The organism is Mesorhizobium sp. WSM4849, from assembly GCF_055811385.1.
Window position 1 is genome coordinate 1 of record NZ_JBVVPW010000051.1, and the last position, 19,684, is coordinate 19,684.

Here is a 19,684-nt window from a genome sequence, read left to right on the forward strand (position 1 = left end):
ACTTCTTCGTCGCCAGCGGCGCGCCGCCCTCGTTGGTGAGGCGTATATAGTCGGCAGCCGTCCAAAGTGTCAACAACGATTTCCGTCTTTTTTTACGGAGAACTGTTACCCTTTTTGCGTCCCAGTTCAGGGTGCACCACACCATGTCTTAGGTACGATTTGTTGTCTCCGGGCTGGACAACTTCAGGTAGACCGGCTGGATCGCCACGATCCGAAGGTTCTCACCATGAAAATTTGAACCGCACGGGACCAGGAGCTCACCTGTCCCCATGCGGCGGAGCCGTCTCCGGTCCTGTGAGCTTATATGGGAACAAAACAGGAAAATTCAAGGATCATGGCTGGAACCATTCGGCCCGGCTGTTAGTTCCATCAGCGAAGAACGGGACCGCCGAGCGAGCGTCGCAGCGCGACAGGCCTGAGGTCCTCAGCAAGTCTTCCAGGCCAATATCGCTCTACGACCGCAGGCGGTGGTGCCGTTCTGGGCACCAACAGGGAGATTCACCATGAAAGTCGCTGAGATAATGACCCCCAACGTCCATCTCGCCAGTCCTGGCGAGTCGCTGCAGAAAATCGCGAAACGAATGGCGGTTGACGACGTCGGATTTCTGCCGGTCGGAGAAAACGACCGACTCGTCGGAACGATCACCGACCGTGACATCGTCGTGCGTGCGGTCGCCGAAGGCAAGGACGGCAACGCGACAGTCCGCGACGCGATGACCGAGGATGTCAAATACTGCTTCGAGGACGAAGATATCGAGCACGTCGTCCAGAACATGGGCGATATCCAGGTCAGGCGGTTGCCCGTCCTCAATCGCGACAAGCGCCTGGTGGGCGTGGTCTCGCTCGCGGACGCGGCGCTGAAGGAAGATCCGGCAACCGTCGGAATCGCGATGTCCGGCGTGGTCGTGCCCGGCGGCGCACACGCGACGTAAGCGCTCTGCCCGGCAGGCGAGATCGGACTGAGTTCAGCGGCCCGCACTAACATCGGACCCAAAGTGGGTACCGGTGTGGGGATATCCGATGCTCAAACAAAAAGAGGAGCGGCGGCACGAGTCGGTTTGAAATGGCCTCTAGCGTTGTCGCGTCTCAAAGAGCCCAAAGCGATGGCTCGACCGAGCCCTAACCACACCTTCCCTGCCTATGCCGGGAGCGTCGATGACGCCCCCGGGCTGCACTAGTATTTTGCACGTTTTCGCTTGCGCTCTTGCCGTGGCTCAGAGCTACGATTGGGCGATGTCAGTTCGGTGCCACCGCGGTATCGCCCAGCACCACACCCTTGGCAGCCTGTTCGATGACCTCGGCTACGGCCTGTGGCTGGGTAAGGAACACCACATGGCTGCCTTTGACTTCGGTCGTGACCGCCCCGATACGATCGGCGGTGCTCCGAAGCAGTTCGGGCGCAATAGCGCCGTCCTCAGTCGCGACAACGTACCAGCTTGGCTTGGTCTTCCACGCCGCCGTCGTCACCTTGGCCTCAAGCGCCTTCATAGCGATCGGCACCTGTGAGTCGCGCAGGAATGCGGCGTCGGCATTGTCGGTGTCCCCGGCAAAGCCGGCCTTAAACGTCTCAGTCTTCAGGAACGCGAAGCCATCGGGCTGCACGTCAGGCTGAAAGTTCGGCGGAGGAGGAACCTCGGCATATTGGTCCAGCGTGGACTGACCGACATCTGGAGCGAAGGCAGCGACATAGACGAGGCCCGCAACATTGGCAGCGTCGCCGGCTTCTGTAATTACCGTGCCACCGTAGGAATGGCCGACGAGAATGGCTGGCCCATCCTGCCGGGCGAGCACGCGACGCGTTGCGGCTACATCGTCTTCGAACGACGTGAGCGGGTTCTGGACGATCGAGACTTTATAGCCACGACTTGTCAGTTGGTCGTAGACGCCTCGCCATCCAGCTCCGTCGGCAAATGCGCCGTGGACGAGAACGATATTGCGGAGCGGCGCGCTCTGTGCGTCGGCAGCAGTTGCCGAAAGCGTCAGCGCACCGACGGCGATCGCTAGGGATTTGATCATAATAATTCTCCAGTTGGATTTTGCTGTTGATAGGACAATCATGATCTACCCTGAAGGGTCTGACTTGATTATCGAGCGGATTCGGACATCAATGTCTCAAAATGAGAGACAATCCTGGAGGACGCAAATGCTGCGCGACTTCAGCGATACGGTCGCTTTCGTAAAGGTGGTGCAGGAAGGGAGCTTCACAGCGGCGGCGCGCGTGCTCAAGGTGCCGAAGACACGGATCAGCCGGAAGGTGCAGGAGCTGGAATCCAGACTACAGACACAACTGTTGAATCGGACAACGCGCAGCCTGAAGCTGACTGAAGCGGGAGCGGTTTATTTCCAGCACTGCGAGCGAGTGGTGAAGAATCTGGAGGATGCGGAGAACGCAGTGGCGGAGTTGCAGCAACATCCGCGCGGGTGGCTTCGGATTACAGCCCCGTATTGGCTGGCAACTCGCGTCCTCGCGCCGCTGCTCACCGAGTTTCGCCGCTTCTATCCAGAGGTGTTCCCGCAATTGCTTCTTGGGCACGAAGTCGTCGATCTTGTCACCAAGGACATAGACATCGCTTTCCGGCTCCAGGAAGGCACCCTGCCCGATTCCACGCTCACGGCTCGGCGGCTCGGCGCATTACCGATGGGCATCTATGGAGCCCCGACCTACCTGGAACGTGCGGGAATGCCACAGCATCCTTCGGAGCTGGCAGAACATGCCTGTCTGTTGACAGAATTCTATTTCAATCGTCCGGCTGTAGAATGGCCCCTGTCGAGCGGCGGCGAGCAGTCCCAGTTCAAAGTACGAGCAGTGGCCGTCGCCAGCGATCCAGAGGCTCTTCACGGGTTCCTGCTGGAGGGAGTTGGCCTGTTCATGACCAACCATGTGCGCGTCAAGTCGGACGTTGCGGCTGGAAGACTGGTTCGTGTCCTGCCCGAGTGGGCAGGGCCCGAACCGACCCTCTATGCGATCCGGCCAGGAGGCGGCGTTCAGCCGCCCAAGGTTAAAGCATTCTTGGACTTCCTCATTCCGCGGCTCGACTTGAAGAGGATTGACAGCAAAGGGAGCCACATCTGAAGCCGATCCTGCGCACAAAGCGCTTCTTCCGCCGCATCGCCGGGCGTTAAACTGACCCACTACCCCCTTTGGCAGTAGCCGGCTGATGCAGTTTGACCCGAGCTAGCCCTTATCAACGTTACGCCGATTTAATGTGCAAGCGAGCGGGAGAATTGCCATAAAGCTTTGATATCGACGAGTCATCCTGCGTGTCGGAGTGTGCCGTCGCGTCTACTTCACCTTGGGAACCGTAGGCGGTATATTTGCCAACCGGAGCGCCGATGGCCACCTGGAAACAGATCGTATTTGCACTTGTGATCCTCGTCGCGGCTGCGGCCGCCTGGGTTCGCTTTTTTCCAGGCGCGCCGGATGTGCTGGCGCGCTGGGGCATCGATTGGGCTTATGCCGCAACGCCACCAACGGGCGCCGTCGATAACGCCGGGCAAGCAGGCAGCCGCAACGCCGCCGGCCGGCGGGTGACTATCGTTGCATTGCCGGCGTCCGCCGCCATCATCAACGATCGCCTGCAGGCGATCGGCACCGGCCGCGCCAACGCCTCGGTGACGATCAATCCCTACAGTTCCGGCCGCCTAGTAGAATTTCTGGTCGAGTCCGGCGCGCATGTCGAAAAGGGGCAGGTGATCGCCACCCTCGATTCCGACACCGAGGTGATCGCACAGGACCGCGCCAAAGTTGCTTTGCAGGACGCGCAGGCCAAGCTCGTCCGGGTCAAATCGCTGCGGGCTTCCAACGCTGCGACAGCGGTCGCCGTTGCCGATGCCGAAGTGGTGCTGGCCAATGCCAAGCTGGCGCTTCGCGATGCGGAACTGGCCTTGCAGCGCCGCTCGATCGTCGCACCGATCGCCGGTGTCGTCGGCATCCTGCCGATTGCCGCCGGCAACTATGTGACCAGCCAGTCGGCGGTCGCCACCCTCGACGACCGCTCCAGCATACTGGTCGAATTCTGGGTGCCGGAGCGCTTCGCCGCCGCCGTCAAGATCGGCGCGCAATTGTCGGCGACGCCGATTGCCAATCCCAACAAAGCCTATACCGGTACGGTTTCCGCTATCGACAACCACATCGATGAAGCCAGCCGTACCCTCCTGGTCAAGGCAAAGATCGCCAACCCGGCCGATTCGCTGCGTGCCGGCATGTCCTTCCAGATCTCCATGAAATTCCCCGGCGACAGCTATCCGGCGGTCAGTCCGCTGGCGATCCAGTGGGGTTCGGACGGCGCCTATATCTGGGCCATCGTGGACGGCAAGGCCAAGCGGGTGGCCGTGCGCATCATCCAGCGCAACACCGAGACCGTGCTGATCGACGCCCCGATCGTCAGCGGCGACATGGTGGTGACCGAAGGCACCCAGAGCGTCAGCGAAGGCGGCGAGGTCCGCATCGCCGGCGAAGAACAGCGCGCCGCGGACGCCGACGGCTGATGACCGCAACCAACAACGCCGCCGGCGACACAGGCTTCACCGCGCTGTTCATCCGCAGGCCGGTGATGGCCTTGGTCTTGAACACGCTGATCGCGGTCGCCGGCCTTGCTGCCTTCTACGGTGTCGAGGTCCGCGAACTGCCTGATGTCGATCGCGCCGTCGTCACCGTTAACACGACCTTTGAAGGCGCTGCGGCCGAGACCGTCGACCGCGAATTGACCGACGTGATTGAGGGCGCGGTCGCCCGCGTCTCCGGTGTGAAGTCGATCTCGTCCACCTCGTCCTTCGGCACGAGCCGCGTCACCATCGAATTCAACGACGGCGTCGACCTCGACGTCGCCGCCTCCGATGTGCGCGATGGCGTTGGCCGCGTCGTCGACCAGATGCCTGACACGGCGGATGCGCCGCGCATCGTCAAGGCCGACGCCAATTCCGAGCCGGTGATGCGGCTGGCTGTCACCTCCGACACCATGTCGGTGCAGGACATGACGGTGCTAGTCCAGGACCAGATCGAGGACGAGCTTGCCGCCGTGCCCGGCGTTGCCGACGTCCAGGTCTATGGCGACCGCGACAAGATCTTCCGCATCGATGTCGACCAGAACAAACTTGCCAGCCTGGGCTTCACCGTCGCCGACCTGAGGACAGCGCTGGCTTCGGTCGCTTTCGATTCGCCGGCCGGTTCGATCACCACGACCAACCAGGACCTGATCGTGCGTCCGACGGCGGACGTGACCACGCCGGAGGAGTTCGAAAACATCATCATCGGCGGCACGACCCGCATCCGCGACGTCGCCACCGTCACGCTCGGCCCCGACATCGGCCAGACCACATTGCGCTCGAACGGCAAGACCGGCATCGGTCTCGGCATCATCCGCCAGGCGGAATCGAACACGCTGGATATTTCGACCGGCGTCAGAGCCGCGGTCGCCACGCTGCAGGCGGATCTGCCCCAGGGCATGTCGATCAAGGTCACCAGCGACGATGCGGTCTTCGTCAACGGCGCGGTGCATGAAGTCGAAATCGCACTCGGCCTGTCCGTCTCCATCGTGCTGATCGTCATATACGTGTTTCTCCTCGACTGGCGCGCGACGCTCATTCCGGGGCTTGCGATGCCGGTCGCCATGATCGGGACGATCGCCGCCATCTATCTCGCCGGCTTCTCGGTCAACATATTGACGCTGCTCGCCCTGGTGCTGGCGACGGGCCTGGTCGTCGATGACGCCATCGTCGTTCTCGAAAATATCGTGCGACGACGCAACGAAGGCATGGGGCCACGCGCCGCGGCCGTGCTTGGCGCCCAGGAAGTGTTCTTCGCCGTCATCGCCACGACGCTGACGCTGGTCGCCGTGTTCGTGCCGATCTCCTTCCTGCCCGGCCAGACCGGCGGCCTGTTTCGCGAATTCGGCTTCGTTCTCGCAATATCGGTGCTTCTGTCCGCCGTCGTGGCGCTGACCTTTTGTCCGATGCTTGCCTCGCGCATGCTGTCGGTCGCGCCGCTTCATCACGAAGGCCGCAGCGGCATCGGCGCCCGCATCGGCGGCGCGCTGAACAGGCTCTACCGGCGCTGCCTACGTACCTGCCTCGATGCGCCGTGGATCGTGCTCCTGGTCGCGCTGCTGTTTGGAGCCACCGCCTTCACGCTGTTCGGCACGATTCGCCAGGAACTGACGCCGACCGAGGATCGTGCCGTCGTGCTCATGCGCGTCGACGCGCCGCAAGGCGTCAGCCTCGACTACACGACGCAGCAGATGCAGAAGATCGAAAAACTGATCCAGCCGCTGCGCGATTCCGGCGAAATCCGCAACACCTTCGAGAGCGCCGGCCGGAACGGCGCCTACAACGCCGGCTTCATGGTGATGACGCTGGCGCCATGGGACGAGCGCGACCGCAGCCAGCAGCAGATCATGGCCGACATCAGCCGGCTCACCCGGCAGGTGCCGAGCGTGCGCGTCTTTCCGATACAGCCCAACAGCCTCGGTATTCGCGGCGCCGGCAACGGCCTGCAGTTCGCGCTGGTCGGCAACAACCGTGCGGCGCTCGGCGACGCTGCGGTGAAGATCATCGCCGAGATGCAGAAGGATCCCCGCTTCCAGTCGCCGCGGCTCTCCGTCGACCCGACGCAACCCCAACTTTCCGTCGCCATCGACCGCGAGCGCGCTTCCGACCTCGGCATCGACATTACCGGGCTTGCCGATACCTCCCAGGCCATGCTCGACGGCAATGATGTCGTCGACGTCTATATCGCCGACCGCAGCTACGGGGTGAAGCTCGTCTCGACGACCAACCCGATCAACGATCCGACCGATTTGGAGAACATCTTCCTGAAGACGGCCGACGGCCGCTTCGTGCCGATGTCGACCATCGCCACGTTGACCGAGCGCGCCGTACCGCCCTCGCTGACCCGCGAGCAGCAGCAGCCGTCGGTGGCGATCACCTCCAACCTCAGCAGCGATTTCGCACTCGGCCAGGCGCTGACCCGCGCCGAGGCAATCGCCACGCCGCTGCTGCCGGCGGGCAGCCGCATCGTGCCGTTGGCCGAGGCGGCGACGCTGGGTGAGACCAACAGCGCCATGATCACCATCTTCGGCTTCTCGCTGGTCATCATTCTTTTGGTGCTCGCCGCACAGTTCGAGAGCTTCGTCAGCGCGGTCATCATCATGGCGACGGTGCCGCTCGGCCTCGCCTGCGCGATCTTTGCCCTTTTGCTCAGCGGCACCAGCCTCAACGCCTACAGCCAGATCGGCCTGGTGCTGCTGGTCGGCGTGATGGCCAAGAACGGCATTCTGATCGTCGAGTTCGCCAATCAGTTGCGCGACCGCGGGCTCGGCGTGCGCGAGGCGATCGAGCAGGCCTCCACCATCCGGCTGCGGCCGGTGGTGATGACGATGATCTGCACCGTGCTCGGCGGTGTGCCGCTGGTGCTGGCGAGCGGCGCCGGCGCCGAGGCGCGCATCGCGCTCGGCTGGGTGATCGTCGGCGGCCTGGGTTTGGCCACCGTGTCGACGCTGTTCCTGACGCCGGTCGCCTATCTCCTGCTCGGCCGCTTCGTCACGCCGAAGGTGGAAGAGGCATCGCGGCTGAAGCGCGAGCTCGAGGAAGCCGCCTACACCAATGTCGACCCGGCGGAGTAGGTTCGGGTCAGGCAGCCTTCAACATCGCGGCGGGAAGGTGTTCTCGGGCATCCAGCACCTCCATGCCGACGATGTGACCCTCAGCATCATAGTCGAGGACTATGCCTGCGGAAACTTCCTCGCTTTCCTGAATCGCTTCCGAGGAAAAACGGATGTAGGCAGCATTAGCTTCCGGGTCATATTCGAGTTTGAGTGTCATTTCGGCCTTCTCGCCCCGCGATCGAAGTAGACAGACAGTATACGGATTTCCTCAGGCGTTACCACACAGACGACGCGCAGGATGCGATTGCCATTTTCGGGCACCCGCTTGTACAGACGTATCACCGAGGTGTCTTTCACATCCGCCGCTTGCCAATCCGGTTCCCACACAGCTCGTTCGATCCAGCGTTTGTCGAGCGAACGTTCACGAATGACTGTCTCGGCATGGTTGGTGTACAGCAGCGGGCGTTTCGCAATCATTCCGCAGCCATATCCCGATCAACACCGTGCCGCCGGGCCCGGCCAGTCAGCCAACACGCGCCCCATCGCCTCGGTTTAGGCACTTTACCCGTGGCAAGGAATGATCGTACTTCGGGAAGCCTTGTCAACGCGAGCCATTTCGTCTGGACAAGGGGGCAGGAGCGAGGGAATTATCCGGAGGAAATTGCAATGAGCTATCTGGACGAGCTGTTTTCGGTGGCCGGCAAGACCGCGCTGGTGACCGGGGCTGCGACCGGCATCGGCCGCATGGCTGCAACCGCTTTGGTCAGGGCCGGCGCAACCGTGATGATCGCCTCGCGCAAGGGCGAGGATTGCATCAGGGTTGCCGGCGAACTGAACGGCCTCGGCGGCTCCGGCCGGGCCGAAGGCTTTGCCGGCGATGTCTCCAGCGAAGCTGGCATCGCAGCGCTGGTCGATGAGGTCAAGGCGCGGGCCGAGCGGCTGAACATCCTGGTCAACAATGCCGGCGTTTCCTGGGGCGCGCCGCTGGAAAGCTTCCCCTACCATGCCTGGGCCAAGGTGTTCGGCGTCAACGTCACCGCCGTCTTCCATCTGACGCGCGAGCTTCTGCCGCTGCTCGACGCCGCCGCCAGCGATGCCGATCCGGCCCGGGTGATCAATCTGGGTTCGGTGATGGGCACGCAGCCATTGGCCGACGACGCCTACTCTTACGCTGCGTCGAAGGCTGCTGTTCATCATCTGACGCGCACCTTGGCGATCGAGTTCGCCGCCCGCCGCGTCACCGTCAACGCGTTCGCGCCCGGCCCCTTCCAGAGCCGGATGACCGCCTTCGCCACCGCGACCGAGGACCAGGCCAAGCATGTCGGCGGCCATGTTCCGATCGGCCGCATCGGCGCGCCGGATGACATTGCCGGCGCAACGCTCTATTTGTGCAGCCGTGCCGGCAGCTATGTCACCGGCGCCATCCTGCCGATCGATGGCGGGCAGTCGGTGCAGCATGGGCTGACACTGTTCAAGGAATGAAGCCGCTCGCGTTCCGGACGGTTGAAATGGAGGACATCAGCGTGGAACCGATCAGTCTCGATGTGCTTCTGGCCAGCGTCGGCAAGGAAGTCGGCGTGTCGCCCTGGCGGGTGGTCTCGCAGCGCATGATCGACCAATTCGCCGATGCCACCGACGACCACCAGTTCATCCATTGCGATCCGGAGCGCGCCAAGCGCGAGACGCCGTTCGGCGGCACCATCGCGCATGGCTTCCTGTCGCTTTCGCTTTTGTCGGCGATGACCTTCGAGACCATGCCGCCGCTCGAAAACAGCAAGATGGGCGTCAATCATGGCTTCGATTCGCTGCGCTTCCTGGCGCCGGTGAAGACCGGCGCGCGCATCCGCACCCGATTCGTGCTGGCCGACGTCAAGGTCAGGCCGTCGGGCTGGGTGCAGACGGCGCATGATGTGACCATCGAGATCGAGGGGTCGAAAAAACCGGCGCTGACCGCGCGCTGGCTGACGCTGACATTGATCGAACGCCAGCCAGAAGCGGCTTGAGTGGCGAACGCCGGTAGCCCTGTTACGGCGATCATCTTGTCCGATTCCGTACAGCGTATATAATTTAGCCAGCCACTAACAATAAAGGCAGGCGAAAATTGCCGCTCAGCGTCCAGACACGCCGCGAGAAACAAAAGGCCGAACTGCGCTCCGAACTTGTCGATGCGGCGCACAAGCTCGTGCAGGAGGAAGGCTATGAAGGCCTCACCATACGCAAGCTGGCCAAGCGCGTCGGCTATGCACCGATGTCGGTCTATTCCTATTTCGCCGACAAGCAGGACATTCTGTTCGCGCTGGCCGAGGATGCGTTCGAGACTCTGGCAAAGCGTATCGAGGATCACCCGGCCGACGATCCGATCGAGGCGCTGCGGGTGGTGATGACCGAATACGCGGCCTTCGGCCTTGGCAACCCCAACGAGTATCGCACGGTGTTCATGACCGAAAAGGTCAAGCCCCCGGAAGGCAGGAACTTCGCCGAGATGCAAGAGGGCAACCCGTTGATGAAAGTGCTGATCAATAGGGTCGAGGCCTGCGTTGCCGCCGGCAGGCTGAAGGGCGACCCGCGCGCCATCGCCACCATGCTATGGGCGGTCGGTCACGGCACGATCTCGCTGCTGATCACCTTTCCTTTCTATCCGTTCGGCGACCAGCAGGCTTTCGTCAAGCGGATGTGCGACTTCACGCTTGCCGCGCTGGCCACCCAGGACGTGCCGCCGCTGACCGAGACGCGGGTCAACTGCTGCTGAAAGGTTCCTTCGGTTTCGGGTACCTGAAGATCGTGTACGGCACGGGTGAACGGCGCCGCGTGCGCAACTCGGCGCGCGCTGGTGCGACGCGATTCCCAACATCCACATAAAATTTTCGTACATGTACGACTTCTGGCTTGAACCCTCTGATTGCCGGGTGTATATGTACGCTTTACCGTACATGTACGGAAAATTCAGCGGTTGAACTGGAGACAGAAGATGAGAAAGCCGATCTTCGCCCTCGCGGCCGTCCTGGCATTCTCGGGCGCGGCCTTCGCCGGCCAGAGCCAGCCCGGCAAGCAGGCGCCGGCCGCAGCCTGCGCCGACATCAACATCGAGCTCGATTGCGACGCGACCGGATCGGTCGAAAAGTCAGGCTCGGCCACTCGCAACGGCTCGACTGAAAACAAGGGCCCGCGGCTCGGTATCGACATCGATCCGTGGATCGTGCCAAGCACGTTCTGAGGTTCGAAGACAAAAGGGCGACAGGAAATCCTGACCGCCCGTTTTCGTGGCCATTTCAGCCCGGCGCTGCTGGAGCCCGATGGAAGCTATTTCCTTCGCTTCTTCATTCCGGCCACGATCTTGGCCTTGCCGGGTCTTGCGGGAGCACCGGAAATGGAGGTCCCGGTGATTGACACGGGATCACTGGCCGGAAACGTGTCCTCAAGCCCTTCCTCGAGTTCCTCTTCAATGTTTGGTTCTTGGTGCTGCTCGTGTTCGAACGAGCGCACGGCCGGCGTCTTCTGGACCGGTGGATTCGGCGCCGATTTCGACGGCATCGACATTCTCCCTCGACTTGCTCCGGCAACAGCCGAGCGCAGCGAGTATTCCTAAGCCGCTGCGTCGCCTGCCGCCTCCGACAGGAAAGTAAAGACATAATCGGAAAAGGAACGCCAGCATTCAACGCGGAACGCGTCGGTCGCGGTGCGCAGCAGCACGATTTCGACCTTGCCCAGAATGGTGCGCGACGCCGCGCCGACCGGAAAGGCGTCGAGCGACAGATCCTGCGGGCAGCCTGAATTGATCGTCGCCGCCGCTGCCGGGCCGGTGACCGATATGGCGACGTTGCGATGCGAGATGCCGACCGCAGAATGCAGCACTGTCACCTCGGCGCAGTCGGCGAGCGGGTCTCTTCCCACCTCATCGATGACCAGCCATTCGTCTGGCCCAAGCCACAACGCCGTGCGCCCGGCCTTCGCCGCCGAAGTTTTGGGCTTTCGCGGCAGGGTCACGCCGAGCGCCTTCGAAAGCGCCGCGACCGAGGCGTCCGGCGCGCGCAGCGAAATACGCTCCGCCGGCTGCAACACTGCAAGCGTAACGCCGGTTACGGAAAGCTCCTGGCCCGCGAGGACCGGCCGGCGTTCGACCGACGGCGCAGCGGCTGCAGATTTCTTCGCGGCAACCTTAGCCATTGAGGCGCTCCCCCTTCTCGTCGAAGAACACCATGCCCGTGACCTCCACCTCGATCGTCCCGTTGGGCATCGGCACGTAAAGCGTCTCACCCATCCGGTCGCGGCCGCCGGCAACCAGGGCCAGCGCGATCGAGCGACCGCAATTTTCCGACCAGTAGCTCGAGGTGACATGGCCGATCATGGTCATCGGGATCGCCTGCTTCGGATCGCCGACGATCTGCGCGCCTTCTTCCAGCACCACCTTAGGGTCTTTGGTCTTCAGGCCGACCAGCTGCTTGCGGCCCTTGGCGACAAGATCCGGCCGCGCCATGCCGCGAACGCCGACGAAATCGGCCTTCTTCTTGCCGACGGCCCAGTCGAGCCCGGCGTCGTTTGGCGTCACCGTGCCGTCGGTGTCCTGGCCGACGATGATGTAGCCCTTTTCCGCACGCAGCACGTGCATCGCCTCGGTGCCGTAGGCGCCGGCGCCATGCTTCTGGCCCTCGGCCCACAACGCTTCCCAGACGGCCTGGCCGTAGTCGGCCGGCACGTTGACCTCGAAGCCGCGCTCGCCGGTGAACGACATGCGGAACAGCCTTGTCGGCACGCCGCAAATCCTGCCCTCGCGCACCGACATATGCGGCAGCGCCCCGTCCGACATGTCGATGCCCTCGATCAGCGGCGCGATGATCTCCCGGGACTTCGGTCCCTGCACGGCGATCACCGCCCATTGCTCGGTGATCGAGGTCAGCCAGACATTGAGATGCGGGAACTCGGTCTGGAGGTAATCCTCCATATGGTTCATGACACGCGGCGCACCGCCCGTCGTCGTCGTCACATGGAAACGGTCGACTGCAAGTCTTCCCACCACGCCGTCGTCATAGATGAAACCGTCCTCGCGCAGCATGATGCCATAGCGGCAGCGGCCGGGCTCCAGCTTCTCCCACGGATTGGTGTAGAGCAGTTCCATGAATTTGGCCGCATCCGGCCCGACCACCTCGATCTTGCCCAGCGTCGAGGCGTCGAACAGGCCGGCTGTCTTGCGCACCGTGACACACTCACGATCGACGGCGGTGTGCATGTCCTCGCCCGCCTTCGGAAAATACCAGGCGCGCTTCCATTGGCCGACATCCTCGAACATCGCACCTTGAGCCTCGGCCCAGGGATGGATCGCCGTCTTGCGGGTTGGGTCGAAGAGCGGACCCCGCGCGTGCCCGATGATCGCGCCGAAGGTCACCGGCGTGTAGGGCGCCCGGAACGTCGTCAGGCCGACCTGCGGGATCGGCTTGTCCAGCGTCTCGGCGGCGATAGCCAGGCCGTGCATGTTCGAGGTCTTGCCCTGGTCGGTCGCCATGCCGTTGGTGGTGAAGCGCTTGACGTGCTCAATCGAGCGCATGCCTTCATGCACCGCCTGGCGGATGTCCTTGGCGGTGACGTCGTTCTGGAAATCGACGAAGGCCTTGACTGTCGTATCCGGCCCGGCGCCGGGCGCCGCACCCAGCATGCCGCGCGACCAGCTCTCGCTGGCGTCGACCTTCGGCTTGGTTCCCTTGACGGTGTTGGCGCTGGCATCTTTTGCCGCCTTGGCGCCCGCCGCATAGGCCTCTTCGATCGTCGCCGACAGCCCGTCCGTGCCGTTGCAGGCGCCGACGGAGACACAGTCCTGCGCGTAGGTGCCGGGCACGAAGCGCTTGGTCTCGTCGTTGAAGGCAACCTTGCCGCGCGACTGCGAGAACAGATGCACCGACGGTGTCCAGCCGGCCGACATCAGGATGGCGTCGACCGGGATGGTGCGCTCGCCGCCGCCATTCTTCGGCTGCACGGTCATCGACGAGACTCGCAATTTGCCGCCCGCGCGGATCACCGCGCGGCCGAAATTGACCTCGATGCCGAGCGCCCTCGCCTCGTCGATCACCGACCCGGTCGGGTTGTCGCGCAGGTCGACTATCGCCGCCACGCCGACGCCGGCTTTCTTGAGGTCGATCGCCGCCGCATAGGCGGAATCATTGGCCGTATAGACGCCGACATTCCTGCCGACCGCGACGCCGTAATGGTTGAGATAGGTGCGCGCCGCTGACGCCAGCATGATGCCGGGCCGGTCGTTGTCGGCAAACACCATGTGCCGCTCGATGGCGCCGGTCGCCAGCACCACGCGTTTGGCGCGAACCTGCCACAGCCGCTCGCGCGGCAGGTCGCGGCCGGGGTTCTGCAGGTGATCGCTGACGCGCTCGACCAGCCCGACGAAATTCTGCGCATAATAGCCGAAGGCCGTGGTGCGGGACAGCACGCGGACATTGTTCATGGCCTTGAGCTGCGCGACTGCCGCCTGCGCCCAGCCAAAACCGTCCTGGCCGTCGACCTTGGCGCCGCTCTCGAAACGAAGGCTGCCGCCGAAATCCGCCTGCTCGTCGGCAAGGATCACGCGCACGCCGGTTTCGGCCGCGGCAAGTGCGGCGGCGATGCCGGCAGCACCACCGCCCAGCACCAGCACGTCGCAATGGGCGTAGCGCGCCGAATAATGGTCGGGATCCGGCTGGTCGGGGGCGACGCCGAGGCCGGCGGCGGCACGGATCTTGGGCTCGTAGAGGTTTTTCCAGGCGGACTTCGGCCACATGAAGGTCTTGTAGTAGAAGCCGGCCGAAAGCAGCGGCGAGGCGATGTCGCCGACCGCACTGACGTCGAAGGAAAGCGACGGCCAGCGGTTCTGCGACTGTGCAGTCAGCCCGTCATAGAGCTCCTGCACCGTGGCGCGGACATTTGGTGTCTTCCTGGCGGAGTCGCGCTTGATCTCGACCAGCGCATTGGGCTCTTCCGCCCCAGCGGACAGGAAGCCGCGCGGGCGGTGGTATTTGAACGAACGGCCGACCAGATGCACGCCGTTGGCAAGCAGCGCCGAGGCCAGCGTATCGCCCTCGACACCGGCATAGGACTGGCCGTCGAAGCTGAAGCGGGTCGTCTCTGCCTGCTTGAGGCGCCCGGCGCCGGGAATGCGGAACGCTGCGATCATTTGGCGGCTCCCGGCAGCTTCGCCGGCTTGGGTTCGCCGGCCTTGTAGGTCATCAGGAACCTGTCGCTGACGGTGTCGCGCACGGCATTGAAGAACCGCGCGCAGCCATGCATGTGCCGCCAGCGCTCATAAATGATGCCTTTGGGATTCGAGCGGATGAAGAAGAACTTTTCGAAGTCGTCATCGCTTGTCGCGGCCATATCTGCCGAACGTGCAATATGCGCCTCGCCGGCGTTGCGGAATTCGAGTTCCGGACGCTCTTCCTCGCAATAGGGGCAGCGGATGAGAAGCATGGTTGTTCCTACAATTCGCCATGGCCGACGCGGGCGCCGGCCGGTTGATCGCAAAGCCCCTGACCCAACATCCCGAAGGGAGCCATCATCAGTGTGCCACCGCTGCCGCTGCCGCCTCGTCGATCAGCCGGCCGGTGCGGAAGCGCTCGATGGTGAAGGGCGCGTTGATCGGGTGGGGATCGTCCCTGGCGATGGTGTGGGCAAAGACATGGCCCGAGCCGGGCGTCGCCTTGAAGCCGCCCGTGCCCCAGCCGCAATTGACATAGAGGCCGGGCACCGGCGTCTTGGCCAGGATCGGCGAGCGGTCGGGCGTCACGTCGACGATGCCGCCCCACGACCGCAGCATTTTCATGCGGGTGAACATCGGGAACATCTCGCAGATGGCGTCGAGCGTGTGCTGCAGGATATGCAGGCCGCCGGTCTGCGAATAGGAGATATATTGGTCGGTGCCGGCGCCGATGACCAGCTCGCCCTTGTCGGACTGCGAGATATAGGCGTGCACCGTGTTCGACATCACCACGCAGGGGAAGACCGGCTTGACCGGCTCCGACACCAGCGCCTGCAGCGGATAGCTTTCCAGCGGCATGCGCACGCCGGCCATGTTCATGATGACGGACGAATGCCCGGCGGCAACGACGCCGACCTTCTTGGCGCCGATGAAGCCGCGCGTCGTCTCGACGCCGGTGACCGCGCCATTCGGCGCCCGCTTGACGCCGGTGACTTCGCAATTCTGGATGATGTGGACGCCGCGCGCCGAGGCGCCGCGCGCATAGCCCCAGGCTACGGCATCGTGCCGCGCGGTGCCGCCGCGACGCTGCAGGGTCGCGCCCATCACCGGATAGCGCGCATCGCGCGAAATGTTGAGCGGCGGGCAGAACTCCTTGGCGGCTTCCGGCGTCAGCCATTCATTGTCGATGCCGTTCAGCCGGTTGGCATGGACGTGGCGTTTCAAAACCTGGATGTCGTGCACATTGTGCGCCAGCATCATGACGCCGCGCGGCGAATACATGACGTTGTAGTTGAGCTCCTGGCTGAGCCCGTCCCACAGCTTCAGCGCATGGTCGTAGATGCCGGCGCTCTCGTCATAGAGATAGTTGGAGCGGATGATGGTGGTGTTGCGGCCGGTGTTGCCACCGCCGAGCCAACCCTTTTCCAGCACCGCGACATTGGTGACGCCGTGCACCGTTGCCAGGTAGTAGGCGGTGGCCAGGCCATGGCCGCCGGCGCCGACGATGATGACGTCGTACTCCTTCTTCGGCTCCGGCGAGGACCACTGTTCCTCCCAGCCCTTGTGGCCGCGCATGGCCTCGCGGGCGATGGCGAATACCGAATATTTCTTCAACGTTCCAGCCTCGCAGATAGCGGCCGGACATCCAATCGAGCCCCGGCGCGCGAGGTGTATCACTAGCGAAACCGCGCTGCCAGCCTTGCGCTGTTTGCGACGGCGCTTGCCGTTTTGCGCCATGGCCAAAAAGACCTGTCGAAGCAACGAACCGAACGACGCCTCCGGACGCCTTCGCAGGTATCGGGTGGCTCGCACCGCCTCGACCTGCGATCAACATCCCGATTGCCGGCAAAGCTGGCGCGAAAAAAGGATGCAAAAATGCTCGCACTCGCCAACAAGGTCGCCATCGTCACCGGCGCCAGCTCTGGCATCGGCCGCGCCACGGCCAAGGTGTTTGCCGAGGCTGGCGCCAAGCTGGTCGTCGCTGCCCGTCGCCAGGCAGAGCTGGACGCGCTCGTCGCGGAAATCGAGGAGGCCGACGGCACCGCCATTGCGCTTGCCGGCGACGTTCGCGATGAAGCCTATGCCAAAGCCCTTGTCGAGCTGGCGGTCGAGAAATTCGGCGGGCTGGATATCGCCTTCAACAACGCCGGCTCGGTCGGCAAGATGGGTCCGATTTCGGAGTTGTCGCTGGAGGGATGGCGAGAGACGCTCGACACCAACCTGACCAGCGCCTTTCTCGGCGCGAAATATCAGGTGCCGGCGATGGTCGAACGCGGCGGCGGATCGCTGATCTTCACCTCTACCTTCGTCGGCCATACCGTCGGCATGCCCGGCATGACCAGCTATGCCGCAAGCAAGGCCGGGCTGATCGGATTGACGCAGGTGCTTGCCGCCGAATATGGCGCGAAAGGCGTGCGGGTCAACGCGCTGCTGCCGGGCGGCACCGACACGCCTTCGGCAACATTCAAGACACCTGAATCGCGAGCCTTCGTCGAAAACCTGCATGCCTTGAAGCGCGTTGCCGAGCCTGAAGAGATCGCCCGCTCGGCGCTCTACCTGGCGTCAGACGCGTCGAGCTTCACCACCGGCGCGGCGCTGTTTGCCGATGGCGGTGTCTCGATCAGCCGGACGTGAGGCGTTTCCCGCGTGGGCGAGCGAGCCGCAATGTCGCAAAAGCGGTCTTGCTTTCCAGCGCGATTTGGCGATTTCTTCGGACACTTCTGTTCGAAGACGGGCCTAAAACATGCTGCTGATCAGGACCTACATCGCCGCGAGCGCAATCGAGGGCGTCGGCGTGTTCGCCGCCGAGCCGATCAGGAAGGGAGCGTCGATCTGGCGGCTCGATCCGGATTTCGACCGGCTGATCCCGCTGGAAAAATATAAGACGGCGCCGCCGCACCTCAGGGAATTACTCGACAGATATGCCTATCCAAGCCCGGACCGGCCCGGATTCATGGTCTATGAAGTCGACAACGGCCGCTTCATGAACCATTCCGAAAGGCCGAACACGGATTTTTCTCGGCATGGCGGGGCAACCGCGATCCGCGACATAGCGGCGGGCGAGGAGATAACCTGCGACTATGGCGAGTTCTTCGAGGATTTCGAGCGGCTTCATTTGGCCACGGCATAGAGGAAGCGCCTGTCCGCTTGCTCTGTTGCGAATGCTGACCATAAAACGGCCCGGGTCGACGATCGGCTCCAGGCCACGTTTCCAGCCCTAGTTCCGGTGAGAATGCGGCTCGTCGGTGTGGCGGCCGTCGTACTGCAGGTCCAGCTCCCGAATCGCCTCCTTGCCCTTCTCTGGATCGACAAGCCTGAGAAGCGCGTCGATCTTGGCCTCCATACGGTCGGTACTCTCCTTCGATTGCGGCGATCCGACGAAGAGCAGGAACGCCAGGCCACCGACCTGCCAGTGCAGCTGCAGGAATTCCGACTGCCAGTTCTCGAGCGTGTCGCGGCTCATCTCGATCAGATAGCCGCCGAACTCGGGCGGTTGGCCAAGCGCTCGCTGCTCGTCGAGATAGGCGAACCAGCCGAAAACCCAGTGGCCGAAAAGCGAAATGATGAAGAAGCCGAGGGTGATCCAGGCGTAGCTGTAGGCGCGCCACACCGAAGATCGTTTCACATTGCCCGCCGGCCTGCTGTCGTTACCGCTTGGCATTGTCGCTGTCCGACGCCGAGCGAGCCAGGAACTGCTGCGTAGTCGCGGGCAGCTTGTTTTTCAGCCACTCGGCCATCGCCTCCTCCTCACGCAGATTTTGTTCGCAGGCCCGGGCGATCTCTGTTTCGCCGAGGGATTCGGCGGTTGCGATTAGGATCGTGTAGGAGGCGATCTCCATATGCTCGAAGGTGTAGCTCGCGAGTGAGCCTTTCATCACCTCGTCGCCGGCGAAGACGCCGCTTAGGGACTGCGCCATCGCCAGCAGCTTGCCGCCGGCGTCCTTCAGCGCGGATGCATCTTCGCCCAGTCTTTCGAGGCAGGTTCTGAGGCGCGCGGCGTGTCCCTTCGTCTCATCAAGGTGCAGCCTGATGCGCTTACTGAGCTCGGGATAACTCTCCAGCCGGCTCAGCAGTCCGTTCAGCATGGTTTCGGCCTGCTCCTCCATCGCATGCGCATCCTTGAGCCATTGGACGAGCCATTCACGGGTGCCTGACATCGGTTTTCCCCTGTGCTTGTTTCGCCGCAACAACCATTGGGGAACGAGGTTGGTTCCTTCGTTGATAGAGCCGGGCGGAGCGTTCTGCCGGATTGGGGCAGCCAGAATTTATCGGTGGCGAAGAAAACGCCAACGATCGCTCATCGGTGCGGAGAGCCCGCCCCGAGAAGGCAAATCTACTACCAGAGGTCGTAATTCCTTGCTTTGTGACGGCAGTTATGCTATTGATTTCCGCATCATGCTGATTTGCGCCGACGACCCGCCGCCGAGGCGGGTTTTTCGTTTCGGCAGTGGACAGAGCGGCATGATTCTGCTATCAGCCGCCACAATTCGTGGTGTAGACCGCCGCGGAGGCAAGCGACTATGGCCACTTGCCTGTTGTTAACAAACCCGAAAGACAGGATTGCCCGTGCAGGTACTCGTCCGCGACAACAATGTTGATCAGGCGCTTCGCGCGCTCAAGAAAAAGATGCAGCGCGAAGGCATCTTCCGCGAAATGAAGATGCGCGGACATTATGAGAAGCCTTCCGAGAAGCGCGCCCGCGAAAAGGCGGAAGCCGTTCGCCGCGCCCGTAAGCTGGCCCGCAAGCGCGCCCAGCGCGAAGGCCTGCTGCCGATGACGCCACGCCCGGTGGCGGCTGGTGCTGCTGGTGCCGGTGCTCCGCGTCCGCCGCGGTTCTGACGCCAATTTTTCGTCCTTTTCGAAGGATACCCAGGGTGGCGCGATGCGTAATCGCCGCCACCTTTTTGTTGAA

General features: G+C 63.1%; 21 protein-coding genes. 11 read left to right on the forward strand and 10 right to left on the reverse strand.

All coding sequences use genetic code 11. The features are described 5' to 3' along the window. Positions 1-503: 503 nt before the first annotated feature. Positions 504-932, forward strand: coding sequence for a CBS domain-containing protein (locus AC0L3L_RS33895; RefSeq protein WP_473641635.1), 429 nt, complete (start codon positions 504-506; stop codon positions 930-932). Between the two features lie 304 nt (positions 933-1,236). On the opposite strand, the gene AC0L3L_RS33900 is transcribed toward AC0L3L_RS33895, so the two are convergent. After that, the gene (locus AC0L3L_RS33900) at positions 1,237-2,016 is read right to left on the reverse strand and encodes an alpha/beta fold hydrolase (protein WP_473487969.1); all 780 of its coding nucleotides are present in this window, start codon (positions 2,014-2,016) and stop codon (positions 1,237-1,239) included. Positions 2,017-2,143: 127 nt separating this feature from the next. Between AC0L3L_RS33900 and AC0L3L_RS33905 the strand changes: the two genes are divergently transcribed. From AC0L3L_RS33905 to AC0L3L_RS33915, 3 genes are all read left to right on the forward strand, one after another. Continuing rightward, positions 2,144-3,073, forward strand: coding sequence for a LysR family transcriptional regulator (locus tag AC0L3L_RS33905; protein ID WP_473641608.1), 930 nt, complete (start codon positions 2,144-2,146; stop codon positions 3,071-3,073). A gap of 260 nt (positions 3,074-3,333) precedes the next feature. Continuing rightward, entirely contained in the window at positions 3,334-4,488 is a 1,155-nt protein-coding gene (locus tag AC0L3L_RS33910) for an efflux RND transporter periplasmic adaptor subunit (RefSeq protein ID WP_473641609.1), read from the forward strand. After that, positions 4,488-7,619, forward strand: a complete 3,132-nt coding sequence (locus AC0L3L_RS33915) for an efflux RND transporter permease subunit (protein WP_473641611.1) — start codon at positions 4,488-4,490, stop codon at positions 7,617-7,619. Before AC0L3L_RS33910 ends, AC0L3L_RS33915 begins: the two co-directional genes overlap by 1 nt. Positions 7,620-7,626: 7 nt before the next feature. Here the strand turns inward: AC0L3L_RS33915 and AC0L3L_RS33920 are convergent, their stop codons facing one another. Both AC0L3L_RS33920 and AC0L3L_RS33925 read right to left on the reverse strand, forming a co-directional pair. Then, on the reverse strand, positions 7,627-7,818 hold the full coding sequence (locus AC0L3L_RS33920) for a DUF2283 domain-containing protein (RefSeq protein ID WP_123151247.1): 192 nt from the start codon (positions 7,816-7,818) through the stop codon (positions 7,627-7,629). Further along, complete coding sequence (locus tag AC0L3L_RS33925) at positions 7,815-8,078, reverse strand: DUF4258 domain-containing protein (protein WP_473494280.1); 264 nt, start codon at positions 8,076-8,078, stop codon at positions 7,815-7,817. The genes AC0L3L_RS33920 and AC0L3L_RS33925 overlap by 4 nt, the downstream gene beginning before the upstream one ends. 189 nt (positions 8,079-8,267) lie before the next feature. Here AC0L3L_RS33925 and AC0L3L_RS33930 point away from each other — a divergent pair, with 189 nt between their 5' ends. From AC0L3L_RS33930 to AC0L3L_RS33945, 4 genes are all read left to right on the forward strand, one after another. Then, positions 8,268-9,083, forward strand: coding sequence for an SDR family oxidoreductase (locus AC0L3L_RS33930; RefSeq protein ID WP_473487974.1), 816 nt, complete (start codon positions 8,268-8,270; stop codon positions 9,081-9,083). A gap of 26 nt (positions 9,084-9,109) precedes the next feature. Beyond that, positions 9,110-9,604 (forward strand): MaoC family dehydratase, encoded by a 495-nt coding sequence (locus tag AC0L3L_RS33935; RefSeq protein ID WP_029348059.1) that lies wholly within the window; start codon positions 9,110-9,112, stop codon positions 9,602-9,604. A 98-nt stretch (positions 9,605-9,702) separates the two neighbouring features. Continuing rightward, a complete protein-coding gene (locus AC0L3L_RS33940; protein WP_473487975.1) occupies positions 9,703-10,350 on the forward strand; it encodes a TetR/AcrR family transcriptional regulator in 648 nt (215 codons plus the stop codon). A 219-nt stretch (positions 10,351-10,569) separates the two neighbouring features. Beyond that, entirely contained in the window at positions 10,570-10,815 is a 246-nt protein-coding gene (locus tag AC0L3L_RS33945) for a DUF680 domain-containing protein (RefSeq protein WP_473487976.1), read from the forward strand. Between the two features lie 86 nt (positions 10,816-10,901). On the opposite strand, the gene AC0L3L_RS33950 is transcribed toward AC0L3L_RS33945, so the two are convergent. The 5 genes from AC0L3L_RS33950 to AC0L3L_RS33970 all read right to left on the reverse strand — a co-directional run bounded on the left by AC0L3L_RS33950 (position 10,902) and on the right by AC0L3L_RS33970 (position 16,386). Next, positions 10,902-11,132: a hypothetical protein gene (locus tag AC0L3L_RS33950; RefSeq protein ID WP_292182999.1), complete on the reverse strand. Its 231-nt coding sequence runs from the start codon at positions 11,130-11,132 to the stop codon at positions 10,902-10,904. A 51-nt stretch (positions 11,133-11,183) separates the two neighbouring features. Then, a complete protein-coding gene (locus tag AC0L3L_RS33955) occupies positions 11,184-11,765 on the reverse strand; it encodes a sarcosine oxidase subunit gamma (RefSeq protein ID WP_473487977.1) in 582 nt (193 codons plus the stop codon). Beyond that, entirely contained in the window at positions 11,758-14,751 is a 2,994-nt protein-coding gene (locus AC0L3L_RS33960; RefSeq protein ID WP_473487978.1) for a sarcosine oxidase subunit alpha, read from the reverse strand. Before AC0L3L_RS33960 ends, AC0L3L_RS33955 begins: the two co-directional genes overlap by 8 nt. Continuing rightward, complete coding sequence (locus AC0L3L_RS33965; protein ID WP_095492142.1) at positions 14,748-15,044, reverse strand: sarcosine oxidase subunit delta; 297 nt, start codon at positions 15,042-15,044, stop codon at positions 14,748-14,750. Before AC0L3L_RS33965 ends, AC0L3L_RS33960 begins: the two co-directional genes overlap by 4 nt. 88 nt (positions 15,045-15,132) lie before the next feature. Next, the gene (locus AC0L3L_RS33970; protein WP_473487979.1) at positions 15,133-16,386 is read right to left on the reverse strand and encodes a sarcosine oxidase subunit beta; all 1,254 of its coding nucleotides are present in this window, start codon (positions 16,384-16,386) and stop codon (positions 15,133-15,135) included. 261 nt (positions 16,387-16,647) lie between these two features. Here AC0L3L_RS33970 and AC0L3L_RS33975 point away from each other — a divergent pair, with 261 nt between their 5' ends. Further along, positions 16,648-17,406 carry an SDR family oxidoreductase gene (locus tag AC0L3L_RS33975; protein WP_473641613.1) on the forward strand — a complete coding sequence of 253 codons (759 nt, stop codon included), beginning with the start codon at positions 16,648-16,650 and terminating at the stop codon, positions 17,404-17,406. A 109-nt stretch (positions 17,407-17,515) separates the two neighbouring features. Beyond that, complete coding sequence (locus tag AC0L3L_RS33980; RefSeq protein ID WP_473641615.1) at positions 17,516-17,902, forward strand: SET domain-containing protein; 387 nt, start codon at positions 17,516-17,518, stop codon at positions 17,900-17,902. 87 nt (positions 17,903-17,989) lie between these two features. Here the strand turns inward: AC0L3L_RS33980 and AC0L3L_RS33985 are convergent, their stop codons facing one another. Further along, positions 17,990-18,433, reverse strand: coding sequence for a DUF6766 family protein (locus AC0L3L_RS33985; protein WP_473641617.1), 444 nt, complete (start codon positions 18,431-18,433; stop codon positions 17,990-17,992). Further along, positions 18,420-18,929: a ferritin-like domain-containing protein gene (locus AC0L3L_RS33990; protein WP_473641618.1), complete on the reverse strand. Its 510-nt coding sequence runs from the start codon at positions 18,927-18,929 to the stop codon at positions 18,420-18,422. Before AC0L3L_RS33990 ends, AC0L3L_RS33985 begins: the two co-directional genes overlap by 14 nt. 409 nt (positions 18,930-19,338) lie before the next feature. Here AC0L3L_RS33990 and rpsU point away from each other — a divergent pair, with 409 nt between their 5' ends. Then, positions 19,339-19,611, forward strand: a complete 273-nt coding sequence (rpsU, locus tag AC0L3L_RS33995) for a 30S ribosomal protein S21 (protein ID WP_023675331.1) — start codon at positions 19,339-19,341, stop codon at positions 19,609-19,611. Positions 19,612-19,684: the final 73 nt, after the last annotated feature.

Excerpts from the sequence above, each read along its gene's own strand:
- AC0L3L_RS33965 (WP_095492142.1), bottom strand. The coding sequence starts at position 15,044 with ATGCTTCTCATCCGCTGCCCCTATTGCGAGGAAGAGCGTCCGGAACTC.
- AC0L3L_RS33955 (WP_473487977.1), bottom strand. The coding sequence starts at position 11,765 with ATGGCTAAGGTTGCCGCGAAGAAATCTGCAGCCGCTGCGCCGTCGGTC.
- AC0L3L_RS33915 (WP_473641611.1), top strand. The coding sequence starts at position 4,488 with ATGACCGCAACCAACAACGCCGCCGGCGACACAGGCTTCACCGCGCTG.
- AC0L3L_RS33930 (WP_473487974.1), top strand. The coding sequence starts at position 8,268 with ATGAGCTATCTGGACGAGCTGTTTTCGGTGGCCGGCAAGACCGCGCTG.
- AC0L3L_RS33980 (WP_473641615.1), top strand. The coding sequence starts at position 17,516 with ATGCTGCTGATCAGGACCTACATCGCCGCGAGCGCAATCGAGGGCGTC.
- AC0L3L_RS33975 (WP_473641613.1), top strand. The coding sequence starts at position 16,648 with ATGCTCGCACTCGCCAACAAGGTCGCCATCGTCACCGGCGCCAGCTCT.
- AC0L3L_RS33905 (WP_473641608.1), top strand. The coding sequence starts at position 2,144 with ATGCTGCGCGACTTCAGCGATACGGTCGCTTTCGTAAAGGTGGTGCAG.
- AC0L3L_RS33925 (WP_473494280.1), bottom strand. The coding sequence starts at position 8,078 with ATGATTGCGAAACGCCCGCTGCTGTACACCAACCATGCCGAGACAGTC.
- AC0L3L_RS33920 (WP_123151247.1), bottom strand. The coding sequence starts at position 7,818 with ATGACACTCAAACTCGAATATGACCCGGAAGCTAATGCTGCCTACATC.
- AC0L3L_RS33935 (WP_029348059.1), top strand. The coding sequence starts at position 9,110 with ATGGAGGACATCAGCGTGGAACCGATCAGTCTCGATGTGCTTCTGGCC.
- AC0L3L_RS33985 (WP_473641617.1), bottom strand. The coding sequence starts at position 18,433 with ATGCCAAGCGGTAACGACAGCAGGCCGGCGGGCAATGTGAAACGATCT.
- AC0L3L_RS33895 (WP_473641635.1), top strand. The coding sequence starts at position 504 with ATGAAAGTCGCTGAGATAATGACCCCCAACGTCCATCTCGCCAGTCCT.
- AC0L3L_RS33950 (WP_292182999.1), bottom strand. The coding sequence starts at position 11,132 with ATGCCGTCGAAATCGGCGCCGAATCCACCGGTCCAGAAGACGCCGGCC.
- AC0L3L_RS33990 (WP_473641618.1), bottom strand. The coding sequence starts at position 18,929 with ATGTCAGGCACCCGTGAATGGCTCGTCCAATGGCTCAAGGATGCGCAT.
- AC0L3L_RS33960 (WP_473487978.1), bottom strand. The coding sequence starts at position 14,751 with ATGATCGCAGCGTTCCGCATTCCCGGCGCCGGGCGCCTCAAGCAGGCA.
- AC0L3L_RS33945 (WP_473487976.1), top strand. The coding sequence starts at position 10,570 with ATGAGAAAGCCGATCTTCGCCCTCGCGGCCGTCCTGGCATTCTCGGGC.
- AC0L3L_RS33910 (WP_473641609.1), top strand. The coding sequence starts at position 3,334 with ATGGCCACCTGGAAACAGATCGTATTTGCACTTGTGATCCTCGTCGCG.
- AC0L3L_RS33900 (WP_473487969.1), bottom strand. The coding sequence starts at position 2,016 with ATGATCAAATCCCTAGCGATCGCCGTCGGTGCGCTGACGCTTTCGGCA.